At 42.7% G+C, this 10,898-nt stretch carries 22 protein-coding genes; all 22 read left to right on the top strand.

What is annotated here, in order from left to right; genetic code table 11:
• The first annotated feature begins 42 nt into the window (after positions 1 to 42).
• Positions 43 to 738, top strand: coding sequence for a 50S ribosomal protein L3 (rplC, locus tag Q0J48_RS07385; RefSeq protein WP_183374847.1), 696 nt, complete (start codon positions 43 to 45; stop codon positions 736 to 738).
• The gene (gene rplD, locus Q0J48_RS07380; protein ID WP_183374849.1) at positions 738 to 1,367 is read left to right on the top strand and encodes a 50S ribosomal protein L4; all 630 of its coding nucleotides are present in this window, start codon (positions 738 to 740) and stop codon (positions 1,365 to 1,367) included. Before rplC ends, rplD begins: the two co-directional genes overlap by 1 nt.
• Positions 1,367 to 1,663: a 50S ribosomal protein L23 gene (gene rplW, locus Q0J48_RS07375; RefSeq protein WP_183374851.1), complete on the top strand. Its 297-nt coding sequence runs from the start codon at positions 1,367 to 1,369 to the stop codon at positions 1,661 to 1,663. Before rplD ends, rplW begins: the two co-directional genes overlap by 1 nt.
• 58 nt (positions 1,664 to 1,721) lie before the next feature.
• Positions 1,722 to 2,555, top strand: coding sequence for a 50S ribosomal protein L2 (gene rplB / locus Q0J48_RS07370; RefSeq protein ID WP_296242831.1), 834 nt, complete (start codon positions 1,722 to 1,724; stop codon positions 2,553 to 2,555).
• 17 nt (positions 2,556 to 2,572) lie between these two features.
• Positions 2,573 to 2,851: a 30S ribosomal protein S19 gene (gene rpsS, locus Q0J48_RS07365; protein ID WP_183374855.1), complete on the top strand. Its 279-nt coding sequence runs from the start codon at positions 2,573 to 2,575 to the stop codon at positions 2,849 to 2,851.
• A gap of 9 nt (positions 2,852 to 2,860) precedes the next feature.
• Positions 2,861 to 3,196 carry a 50S ribosomal protein L22 gene (gene rplV, locus Q0J48_RS07360; RefSeq protein WP_183374863.1) on the top strand — a complete coding sequence of 112 codons (336 nt, stop codon included), beginning with the start codon at positions 2,861 to 2,863 and terminating at the stop codon, positions 3,194 to 3,196.
• A 10-nt stretch (positions 3,197 to 3,206) separates the two neighbouring features.
• Complete coding sequence (rpsC, locus tag Q0J48_RS07355; protein ID WP_296242830.1) at positions 3,207 to 4,067, top strand: 30S ribosomal protein S3; 861 nt, start codon at positions 3,207 to 3,209, stop codon at positions 4,065 to 4,067.
• The gene (gene rplP, locus Q0J48_RS07350) at positions 4,054 to 4,470 is read left to right on the top strand and encodes a 50S ribosomal protein L16 (RefSeq protein WP_183374868.1); all 417 of its coding nucleotides are present in this window, start codon (positions 4,054 to 4,056) and stop codon (positions 4,468 to 4,470) included. The genes rpsC and rplP overlap by 14 nt, the downstream gene beginning before the upstream one ends.
• The gene (gene rpmC / locus Q0J48_RS07345; protein ID WP_296242829.1) at positions 4,470 to 4,673 is read left to right on the top strand and encodes a 50S ribosomal protein L29; all 204 of its coding nucleotides are present in this window, start codon (positions 4,470 to 4,472) and stop codon (positions 4,671 to 4,673) included. The genes rplP and rpmC overlap by 1 nt, the downstream gene beginning before the upstream one ends.
• Before the next feature lie 12 nt (positions 4,674 to 4,685).
• A complete protein-coding gene (gene rpsQ / locus Q0J48_RS07340; RefSeq protein WP_204685150.1) occupies positions 4,686 to 4,943 on the top strand; it encodes a 30S ribosomal protein S17 in 258 nt (85 codons plus the stop codon).
• A gap of 18 nt (positions 4,944 to 4,961) precedes the next feature.
• Entirely contained in the window at positions 4,962 to 5,330 is a 369-nt protein-coding gene (gene rplN, locus Q0J48_RS07335) for a 50S ribosomal protein L14 (protein ID WP_183374874.1), read from the top strand.
• Between the two features lie 12 nt (positions 5,331 to 5,342).
• Positions 5,343 to 5,657 carry a 50S ribosomal protein L24 gene (gene rplX / locus Q0J48_RS07330; RefSeq protein ID WP_296242828.1) on the top strand — a complete coding sequence of 105 codons (315 nt, stop codon included), beginning with the start codon at positions 5,343 to 5,345 and terminating at the stop codon, positions 5,655 to 5,657.
• Positions 5,658 to 5,669: 12 nt separating this feature from the next.
• Positions 5,670 to 6,209, top strand: coding sequence for a 50S ribosomal protein L5 (rplE, locus tag Q0J48_RS07325; RefSeq protein WP_296242827.1), 540 nt, complete (start codon positions 5,670 to 5,672; stop codon positions 6,207 to 6,209).
• Positions 6,210 to 6,221: 12 nt separating this feature from the next.
• Entirely contained in the window at positions 6,222 to 6,407 is a 186-nt protein-coding gene (locus tag Q0J48_RS07320; protein ID WP_022093662.1) for a type Z 30S ribosomal protein S14, read from the top strand.
• Positions 6,408 to 6,424: 17 nt separating this feature from the next.
• On the top strand, positions 6,425 to 6,823 hold the full coding sequence (gene rpsH / locus Q0J48_RS07315) for a 30S ribosomal protein S8 (protein ID WP_183374880.1): 399 nt from the start codon (positions 6,425 to 6,427) through the stop codon (positions 6,821 to 6,823).
• Between the two features lie 18 nt (positions 6,824 to 6,841).
• Positions 6,842 to 7,387: a 50S ribosomal protein L6 gene (gene rplF / locus Q0J48_RS07310; RefSeq protein ID WP_296242826.1), complete on the top strand. Its 546-nt coding sequence runs from the start codon at positions 6,842 to 6,844 to the stop codon at positions 7,385 to 7,387.
• A 23-nt stretch (positions 7,388 to 7,410) separates the two neighbouring features.
• On the top strand, positions 7,411 to 7,767 hold the full coding sequence (rplR, locus tag Q0J48_RS07305) for a 50S ribosomal protein L18 (protein WP_183374882.1): 357 nt from the start codon (positions 7,411 to 7,413) through the stop codon (positions 7,765 to 7,767).
• A 12-nt stretch (positions 7,768 to 7,779) separates the two neighbouring features.
• A complete protein-coding gene (gene rpsE / locus Q0J48_RS07300; RefSeq protein ID WP_296242825.1) occupies positions 7,780 to 8,289 on the top strand; it encodes a 30S ribosomal protein S5 in 510 nt (169 codons plus the stop codon).
• Positions 8,290 to 8,305: 16 nt separating this feature from the next.
• A complete protein-coding gene (gene rplO, locus Q0J48_RS07295; protein ID WP_296242824.1) occupies positions 8,306 to 8,743 on the top strand; it encodes a 50S ribosomal protein L15 in 438 nt (145 codons plus the stop codon).
• Between the two features lies 1 nt (position 8,744).
• Positions 8,745 to 10,037: a preprotein translocase subunit SecY gene (secY, locus tag Q0J48_RS07290; protein WP_296242823.1), complete on the top strand. Its 1,293-nt coding sequence runs from the start codon at positions 8,745 to 8,747 to the stop codon at positions 10,035 to 10,037.
• A gap of 27 nt (positions 10,038 to 10,064) precedes the next feature.
• Positions 10,065 to 10,712, top strand: a complete 648-nt coding sequence (locus tag Q0J48_RS07285) for an adenylate kinase (RefSeq protein ID WP_296242822.1) — start codon at positions 10,065 to 10,067, stop codon at positions 10,710 to 10,712.
• 116 nt (positions 10,713 to 10,828) lie between these two features.
• Positions 10,829 to 10,898: 50S ribosomal protein L36 (gene rpmJ, locus Q0J48_RS07280; protein WP_273477308.1), on the top strand; the 70-nt coding region annotated here is incomplete at its 3' end.

The raw sequence follows: 10,898 nt of genomic DNA, 5'->3' as shown, positions 1-10,898 counted from the left end.
CGGTGTCGACATCGAAATTAAACTTTAATGGAGGTGTCGAAGATGAAAGGATTATTAGGAAGAAAATTAGGAATGACACAAGTCTTCACTGAAGATGGTGTATTGATTCCGGTAACCGTTGTTGAAGCAACTCCAAACGTTGTTCTTCAGAAGAAAACGGTAGAAACAGATGGATACAATGCGATCCAGTTAGGTTTTGAAGAAGTAAAAGAAAAACGTACGACGAAAGCTAACATTGGTCATTGTGCCAAAGCTAACACGTCTCCAAAACGTCGCATCCAGGAAGTTCGTGATTGCGAATTGGATGTCAACGTAGGGGACTTGGTGGATGTAACGATCTTTGAAGCCGGTGAAACGGTAGATGTGATCGGTACAAGCAAAGGTAAAGGATATATGGGTACGATCGTTCGTAACAATGCACACCAGGGACCTAAGAGCCATGGTGGATCTAAGAACATTCGTCATATCGGTTCTTTAGCTACTAACGGTATCACTTCACGTCAGGGACGTATCATGAAAGGTACGATCATGGCTGGTCAAGAAGGTGGATATCGCACAACTAACCAGAACTTGACAGTGATCAAGGTCGACAAAGAAAACAACTATCTGTTGATCAAAGGAAATGTGCCTGGACCTAAAAAAGGATTTGTGATGGTTCGCACCGCAAAGACTTCAAAAGGAAACAAAGCACCTGTGACTTTGGTCGACTATAGTGCAAATAAGGAGGTTCAGGAATAATGGCAAAGATTGATGTAATCAACCAGGAAGGAAAAGTTGTTTCTTCTCTTGAACTGAATGATGCAGTATTTGGGATCGAACCAAATCAACAAGCTTTATATGATGCTCTGAAAATGCAGATGGCTTCATCTCGTCAGGGTACAGCTGATACAAAAGGACGTAGCGAAGTAAGCGGTGGTGGCCGTAAGCCTTACCGTCAGAAAGGAACTGGACGTGCTCGTCAAGGTTCTATCCGTGCTACGCAGTTCCGCGGTGGAGGAACTGTATTTGGAGCAACTCCACGCAGTTATGCTTACCGCATCAACAAAAAAGTTCGCCGTTTAGCATTGAAATCTGCTTTAAGTGAAAAAGTCGCTGAAACGGCATTCAGCGTTTTAGATAAATTTGAAATTGCTGAACCAAAGACAAAAACGTTTGTTTCTATCATGGAAGCAATCGAAGCACCAAAGAAGACATTATTCGTTGTTGGACAGGAAGAAGATGTTCAGAACGCTTACTTGTCAAGCCGTAACGTTCCAGGATGCCAGATGATGACAAGCAACCTGATCAATGTTTACGATCTAGTCAATGCTAACAAGATCGTTATGACAAGCGCTGCGGTCAAAGAAGTTGAGGAGGCTCTTGCATAATGACAGATTACAGAGATGTTATTCTTCGCCCAATCATCACAGAAAAAACAATGAAGATGATGGCAGAAGACAACAAGGTTACATTTGAAGTTGCCAAAGGCGCTAACAAAGTATTGGTACGCCAGGCGGTTGAAGCTCTGTTCAAGGTTGACGTAGAAAAAGTCAACATGCAGAATACAAAGCCAAAAACAAAACGTGTTGGAAGATACACAGGAAAAACGAGCGCTGTACATAAAGCGATCGTAAAAATCAAAGAAGGACAGTCAATCGATTTATTTAACGAAACGGCTGAATAATCAGGGAGAAGACGCTATTTCCTGAATAAATATTGCGAATAGGAGGAAAAAGAAGTTTATGCCAATCAAGACGTATAAACCAACGACACCGGGACGTCGCGGAATGACAAGCTTGACTTATGAAGAAATCACAACTTCAAAACCAGAAAAAAGCTTGTTGGCACCGTTGAAATCAAAAGGTGGACGTAACAACACAGGACGTATCACAACACGTCATAAAGGCGCAGGCCACAAGAGAACATATCGTATTATCGATTTCAAACGTAACAAGGATGATATTCCTGCACGCGTTAAAACAATCGAATACGATCCAAACCGTTCTGCTAACATCGCATTGTTAGTGTATGCAGATGGTGAAAAACGTTACATCATCGCTCCTAAAGATCTTCAGGTAGGGATGACGGTAATTTCTGGCAAAGAAGCCGACATTAAAACGGGAAATGCAATGGAATTGCAGAACATGCCAGAAGGTACTTTCGTTCACAACGTAGAATTGAAGCCTGGTAAAGGTGGACAGATGGCACGCAGTGCTGGATGTTCTGCTCAGATCTTAGGTATCGAAGAAAAATATGTTACTTTGCGTTTAACTTCTGGAGAAGTACGCAAGGTATTAGGGAACTGCCGTGCTACTGTTGGTATCGTAGGAAATGAAGATTACAGCTTGGTAAACATTGGTAAAGCAGGTCGTAATCGTCATAAAGGAATTCGCCCAACAGTTCGTGGTTCTGTTATGAACCCTAACGATCACCCTCATGGTGGTGGTGAAGGTCGTACACCAATCGGACGTAAATCGCCAATGACTCCATGGGGCAAGAAAGCTCTTGGTGTTAAGACACGTCGTACTAAGAAAGCTAGCACTAAGCTGATCGTACGTCGCCGCAATGGTAAGTAGGAAAAGGAGGAAAGACAATGAGTCGTAGTTTGAAAAAAGGACCTTTCTGTGATGAACATTTGATGAAAAAGGTCATTGCGCTCAACGAAGCCAATAAAAAAGAAGTAATCAAGACTTGGAGCCGTCGTTCGACTATCTTCCCTCAGTTCGTAGAACACACATTTGCGGTCTACAACGGAAAAGAACACGTTCCGGTTTATGTAACAGAAGATATGGTTGGACACAAATTGGGTGAATTTGTTCCAACACGTAAATACGCTAGTCATGGATCTGATGACAAGAAATCACGTAAGTAGGAGGACATTATGGAAGTAAGAGCAACAGCGAAAACACTACGTATTCAGCCTCGTAAAGCAAGACTTGTCTTAGACTTGATCCGCGGCAAAGACGTAGAAGAAGCAAAAGCAATCTGTAAGTTCACTCCAAACAAAGGTGGATACCTGGTAGGAAAAGTGTTGAACAGTGCAGTTGCCAATGCGGTAAACAACAATGATTTGAATGAAGAAAAGCTTTATGTCAAAGCTTGCTGGGCTGATGAAGGAATTACCTTGAAGCGTTATATGCCTCGCGCAAAAGGAAGCGCTAGCCCAATCAACAAACGTACAAGCCACATTACAGTTGTTGTGGCCGAGAAAGAGTAGGAGGTTCGCTATGGGACAGAAAGTAAGCCCAATCGGGATGCGCGTTGGTATCATTCGTGACTGGCAGTCCAGATGGTATGCAGACGATAAAGAATTTGGATCTTTATTGATCGAAGACGTTAAGATCCGTGAATTCATCGAAAACTATTACCAGAAATTGTCGAACGCTGCTCAAGATAAAAGAAAAGCAGATCCTCAAATTTCTCGTATCGAAATCGAACGTACGAAGAACCGTGTAATGATCGTAGTTCGTACGGCTCATCCAGGGGTTGTCATCGGCCAAGATGGAAAATCTATCGAAGGTTTGAAAAAACAACTGGAAAAAATGGTGAATGCCGGAGTCAAGAAAGATTCTAAAAATAGAAAGACGATCCAGATCAACGTGGTTGAAGTTGCCAACCCTAACTTGGATGCTCGTTTAGTAGCACGTTGGATCGCCAATGAATTGGAACAACGTAAGAGTTTCCGTGCAACACAGAAAAAAGCTATCCAGAACACGATGCGTGCTGGTGCCAAAGGAATCAAAACAGCTGTTTCTGGCCGTTTAGGCGGAGCAGATATGGCTCGTACCGAAGGATATTCTGAAGGTGTCGTTCCCTTGCATACATTGCGCAGTGACATCGATTACGCTTGGGAAGAAGCTGCCACAACTTACGGCCGCCTGGGTGTAAAAGTTTGGATCTGCCGCGGTGAAGTATTGCCTGGAGAAATGGTAAAAGAACCAGAAGCTCCAAAACAGCGCCCAATGCGCGGTCGCAAAAACAACCGCAACCGTCGTCCTGGCGGACGTGCTCCTATGCAGAATGCAGCTAAAGCTGAAAATGCTGCTCCTGTAGAAAACAAAGGAGGTAACGAAAATGTTAATGCCTAAGCGTACAAAATACAGACGTCCTCATCGTCTAAGCTACGAAGGACGTTCAAAGGCAGGTCGTACGATCGACTTTGGTGAGTTTGGTTTGGTTGCCGAATCTGGTAACTACATCAGCAACCGTCAGATCGAGGCTGCCCGTATTGCCATGACTCGTTATATGAAGCGTGGCGGTAAAGTTTGGATTCGAATCTTCCCGCACATGGCCAGAACAAAGAAACCTCTTGAAGTTCGTATGGGTTCTGGTAAAGGTGCTCCTGAAGGATGGGTTGCCGTAGTACAGCCTGGACGAGTAATGTTTGAAGTTGGCGGAGTCAGTGAAGAAGTAGCTCGTGAAGCTCTTCGTCTTGCCAGCCATAAACTTCCTGTCAAAACTCGTTTTGCGAGAAAAGGAGAAGTGAAATAATGTTAGCTAAAGAAATTCGTGAAAAGACAAATGAAGAACTTCTTGCTCAGATCGATGCTTTAAAAGAAGAATTATTCAATCTCCGTTTCCAGCAGGCTACGGGGCAGCTGGAAAACACAGCACGTTTGAAAACCGTTAAAAAGACGATCGCTCGTATTAAAACGGTCATGACAGAACGTGAAAATGCGAAAGGTCAAGAGTAGGAGGGTTTGGACATGGAAAGAAACGTACGTAAAGTATACCGTGGAACCGTTGTTAGCGATAAAATGGACAAGACAATCACGGTAGTAGTCGAAACAAAGAAAACACACCCTTTATACGGAAAACGTGTTAAATATTCTAAGAAATTCAAAGCGCATGATGAAAACAACGAAGCTCATGTAGGTGATTTTGTAGAAATCATGGAAACACGTCCATTGTCTGCTACAAAACGTTTCCGTTTAGTAAGCATCGTTGAGAAAGCGCGTGTATAGAACTAGGAGGGCGAAACAATGATTCAAAACGAGAGTCGTTTACGTGTCGCTGACAACACCGGAGCTAAGGAAGTATTGGTTATCCGTTGTTTAGGTGGAAGCGTAAGAAAATTTGCAAACATCGGTGATATCGTTGTGTGTTCTGTAAAACAGGCCACTCCTGGTGGAACCGTTAAAAAAGGTGATGTTGTCAAAGGGGTTATCGTTCGTACAAGACGCGGAGTTCGTCGTGAGAACGGTACATACATCCGTTTTGATGACAATGCCGTTGTATTGATTAAAGATGATAAGACGCCAAGAGGAACACGTATTTTCGGGCCTGTTGCTCGTGAATTGCGTGACCACGACTTCATGAAGATCGTGTCTCTGGCTCCGGAAGTATTATAGGAGGTGTGCCCGGTGAGAATTAAAAAAGGTGATAGAGTCAAAGTTATTACTGGTGCTTACAAAGGCACAATCGGTGAAGTAACTTCCGTATTCCCTAAAGAAGATAAGGTCATTGTTGAAGGTGTCAACATGGTGAAAAAACACCAGAAACCTACTCAGGCGAATCCAGATGGGGGAATCATTGAAAAGGAAGCTAAGATCCATGTTTCCAATGTAATGCTTTGGGATGAAAAAAGTAAAAAAGCGTCTCGTATCCGTATGGAGATCAAAGACGGTAAAAAAGTCCGTGTCTATAAGACAAGCGGTAAGGAAGTCAAAGGAAAATAAGGAGGATAAGACATGAACCGTTTACAAGAAAAATATCAAAACGAAGTCGTTCCTCAGCTTATGAAAGACTTCAATTACAAATCAGTAATGCAAGTACCAAAGATCGAAAAGGTCGTAGTGAATATCGGTGTTGGGGATGCGATCCAAAATGCGAAGTTGCTGGATGAAGCTGTTGAAGAATTGGCTGCTATCACAGGACAGGCTCCGGTAATCACAAAAGCTAAGAAATCCATCGCCAACTTTAAGTTGCGTGAAGGAATGCCGATCGGATGTAAAGTTACACTTCGTAAAGAAAAAATGTATGACTTCTTAGACAAATTGTTCAACATCTCTTTGCCTCGTGTTCGTGACTTCCGCGGTGTTTCGGATACAGCTTTTGACGGAAGAGGAAACTACACTTTAGGTGTTAAAGAACAGATCATCTTCCCGGAAATCGATTTTGATAAAGTCAATCGTACACGTGGTATGGATGTCGTAATCGTAACGACAGCAGAAACAAATGAAGAGGCTAAAGCCCTGTTAACACATATGGGTATGCCTTTCAAGAAGTAGGAGGAACGGGTAATGGCTAAGAAATCAATGATCAATAAACAGCAACGTCCTCAGAAATTTAAAGTACGTGAATATACACGTTGTGAAAGATGCGGACGTCCGCACGCTGTACTGAGAAAATATAAACTGTGTCGTATTTGCTTCAGAGAACTGGCTTATAAAGGTCAGATCCCTGGTGTGAAGAAGGCCAGCTGGTAAGAAGGAGGCATATAACAATGATTATGACTGATCCAATTGCGGACATGCTGACAAGAATCCGCAACGCTTTGCAACAGAAGCATGAAACTGTTAGTATGCCTGTCAGCAAAGAAAAGAAAGCAATTGCTGAAATTCTAAAAGAAGAAGGCTATATCACAGACTACAAAGTGGAAGGCGAAGCTCCGAAAAAGACTTTGACGATCACTTTGAAGTATACAGAAGATAAGAAGGGGATCATCACTGGTCTTCGTCGTATCTCTAAACCTGGTCTGCGTGTCTATGCGAAGGTTGACAAACTGCCTCGCGTATTGAACGGATTAGGGATTGCCATTATCTCTACAAGTAATGGCTTGATGACCGATAAAAACGCAAAGAAAAACCACTTAGGTGGCGAAGTAGTTGCGTACGTTTGGTAATAGGAGGAACAATTAGAAATGTCACGTATCGGGAATAAACTGATTACCATTCCTGCCGGCGTCAGTGTGGATGTTGCTGCAGGGAATGAGGTGACTGTAAAGGGTCCTAAGGGAACTTTAACTCGCAAGTTTTCTGATTTGATGGAAATCGTTGTCGAAGGAAATGAAGTCACTGTAAAGCGTCCAAATGATGCAAAACACACAAAACAATTACATGGTACAACTCGTGCTTTGCTGCACAACATGGTTGTAGGAGTTTCCGAAGGATTCACTAAGAGTTTGGAATTAGTCGGAATTGGTTTCCGTACTGCAATCAAAGGAAAGAAACTGACGATGAATGTTGGTTACTCTCATCAAGTTGAAATGGACATTCCAGAAGGATTGGAAGTAACTTGTCCAAGTGCTACTGAAATTGCAGTCAGCGGTATTGATAAACAACAAGTTGGTGAATTTGCTGCCAATGTACGTGCTGTTCGTAAACCAGAACCTTACAAAGGAAAAGGTATTCGCTATAAAGGTGAGCATATCCGTCGTAAGGAAGGTAAGACAGCTGGTAAGAAGTAATAGTGGGAAGGAGAAACTAAGACATGATCAAAAAAGAATCTAGAAATGCACAACGTCTTCGTCGTCACGCTCGCGTACGTGCAAAAATCAGCGGAACTCCTGAATGCCCACGTTTGAATGTGTTTAGAAGTAACGCTCACATCCATGTTCAGATCATTGATGATGTGAACCAGAAGACTTTAGTATCTGCCAGTTCCTTACAGATGAAGCTGGAAAATGGTGGAAACATTGAAGCTGCGAAAGCAGTAGGTGCTGAAATCGCAAAACGTGCGAAAGAAGCAAACATCACACAGGTTGTATTCGACCGTGGTGGATATATTTATGCAGGACGTGTAAAAGCTCTTGCCGAAGCCGCTCGTGAAGCCGGCTTGGAATTTTAGGAGGTCACACACATGGCAGAAAGAAAACAACCTAGAAGAGACCAGAAAGAATTTGAAGAACAGGTAGTAGCAATCAACCGTGTTACGAAAGTTGTTAAAGGTGGACGCCGTTTCCGTTTTTCTTGTTTAGTTGTTGTCGGAGACCGTAAAGGCCGTGTCGGCATGGGAACAGGAAAAGCAAACGAAGTTCCGGATGCAATTCGTAAAGCTGTTGAAGATGCTAAGAAAAACTTGTTTACTGTACCAATTGTTGGTACAACGATCCCTCATGACACTGTAGGAAACTACGGTGCTGGAAGCGTGTTCTTGCGCCCTGCCAGTGAAGGTACTGGTGTGATCGCCGGTGGTGCCGCTCGTTCCGTATTGGAATTGGCCGGTATTTCCGATATCATCACTAAGTGCTTGGGATCTCGTACTAAGATCAATGTAGTGCGTGCTACTGTCGAAGGATTGAAATCTTTGAAGACATTAGAAGAAGTTGCCGCTCTTCGTGGTAAGAAACCTGAAGAGATCCGCGGGTAATTAGGAGGTTGAACGAATGAAATTACATGAAATGAAACCACTCCAAGCTTCCCAAAAACGTAACCGTGTAGGACGTGGCCCAGGAAGTGGAAATGGAAAAACTTCCGGACGTGGACAAAAAGGGCAGAAAGCTCGTAGCGGTGGAGGCGTACGTTTAGGCTTCGAAGGTGGACAGACACCATTAGCCAGACGTCTTCCAAAACGAGGATTTACAAACTTCAACCGCGTAGAATATGCTATAGTAAATGTAGAAGCTTTGAATCAGTTTGAAGATGGAACTGAAATCACGGCTGCATTATTATTAGACAAGAAAGTAATTCGCAAAGAATTAGGCGGTTTAAAAGTTTTAGGAAATGGAGAACTGACTAAGAAGTTGACTGTTAAAGCAACGAAGTTCTCTCAATCAGCTAAGGAAGCAATCGAAAAAGCAGGCGGAACAGCCGAGGAGATCTAAAATGATATCGAGCATTAAGGCAATTTTTCAGAATAAAGATATTCGTAATCGAATTCTCTTTACTCTGTTTGCCTTTCTTGTATACCGTTTGGGATCGGCGATTACGGTCCCGGACGTTGATACAAGTGATTTAGTAGCAGGTCTATCGGATAATTCCTTGTTTGCTATGCTCAATCTATTAGGAGGTGGAGGATTAGAACAGTTCTCCATCTTTGCCTTAGGTGTTACCCCTTATATCACGGCATCCATCATCATCCAAATGTTGAGTATGGATGTCATTCCCCCTTTGTCAGAACTTGCCAAGTCAGGAGCCAAAGGCCGCAAACAGTTAGATAAGTATACACGCTATCTAACGGTGATCTTCGGTTTTGTGCAATCCTTCTCCTTGGTATATGGATTCTCGACAGCCTATACAGGATTGATCGAGGGAGGAGCTACCTTCAGTAAGATTCTGTATATTGCCACGATTTTTACCGCAGGAACGATGTTCTTAGTTTGGATCGGAGATCAGATTTCGACAAAGGGAATTGGGAACGGTATTTCTATGGTGATCATGGCGGGTATCGTTGGACGTTTGCCGCAACAATTTAGTTCGGCATGGTCAAGTTTGATTGGGGAACAGGCAAACGGAACGGGAATTGGTCTGTTTGTTGGATACATTATTGTATATTTGATCATTATTGTTTTCGTAACATTGATCAATACAGCAGAAAGACGAATCCCTATCCAATATACATCCAGTTCGATTGCTCTATCAAAACAGAGTGAATCGAATTATCTGCCACTGAAATTAAATTCAGCCAGTGTCATTCCTGTAATCTTTGCCAGCTCATTGATGATGGCACCATTACAGATTGCCAGCTTCTTTGCGTCCAGCGAAGTAACGAGCGTCATGAATAACTGGTTGGGATTGCGAACTTGGTATTCTTTAGTGATCTATGTTTTCCTGATCTTGTTCTTTACCTTCTTCTATACGAAGATGCAGGTAAATCCGGAAAAGATTGCAGAAAACTTAGGAAAATCGGGAGCTTATATCCCTAGTGTACGTCCGGGAAAAGAAACGGAAACCTATGTGAATCGTGTTCTTTCTCGTTTAACGACCCTGGGATCTATTGCATTAGCTCTCATTGCGGTCTTACCGCATCTGATGCCGTTGATTTGGACAGAAATGCCGACATCGATGGCTTTAGGAGGAACTGGGATGATCATCGTTGTCGGTGTTGCTATCGAAACGGTACGACAAGTACAGGGACTGATCACACAGAAATCCTATAAGAATTATTTTCAAGACTAGCGTACGGATAGTCGAAGGAGCAAGAGTATGAACATCTTCATCATGGGTGCCCCAGGAAGCGGAAAAGGGACATTCTCAAGCCGTATCAAAGAGGAATTCGATTTGAATCATATCAGCACAGGAGATATTTTCCGTGCGAATATTGCTGGAGGAACCGAATTGGGTAACCAGGCAAAAGCTTATACAGAAAAAGGCTTGCTGGTACCTGATGAAATTACCAACAACATGGTTAAAGATTACTTGAGCCACCTTAAAGATAAAAAGAATGGATATTTATTAGACGGATATCCAAGAACATTAGATCAAGCCAAAGCATTTGAACAAATGACAGAAGGCACGGATCTGATGGTCGATGAGATCATTGTCATGGATGTTCCATTTGAAGAATTAACGCGTCGTATCACAGGGCGCCGTATGTGTAAACAATGCGGAGAGATTTATAACATTTATTCCAAACCGCCAAAACAAGAAGGTGTTTGTGATAAATGCGGATCGGCTCTGACACAAAGAAAAGACGATAATGAAGAAAGTCTGAAGACGCGTTTATCGGAATATGCAAAGAACACAGAGCCAGTGATTGCATATTATGAAGAAAAAGGAATGGTCAAAAAAATCGATGCCACATCCAGCATTGAAGAGATTTGGCCGGTTCTGAAAGAAGCTTTGAGCCAATAGTAAATTGCGCATTTTTGCGCAATTTACTTCTGTATTTTATACTACGTTACTTTTAAAATCCGCATAGGATGATACGCATTTTAAGAGGAATGAAACGTGGGGAAAGGATAAGACAAATGAAAGTAAGACCATCCGTAAAACCGATGTGTGACAAATGTCGCGTGATCCGACGCAAGGGACGCGTCA

Origin of the sequence: uncultured Faecalicoccus sp., assembly GCF_944325745.1 — a bacterium.
Taxonomy (GTDB): domain Bacteria; phylum Bacillota_I; class Bacilli_A; order Erysipelotrichales; family Erysipelotrichaceae; genus Faecalicoccus.
This window is presented reverse-complemented; position numbering and strand designations above follow the sequence as displayed.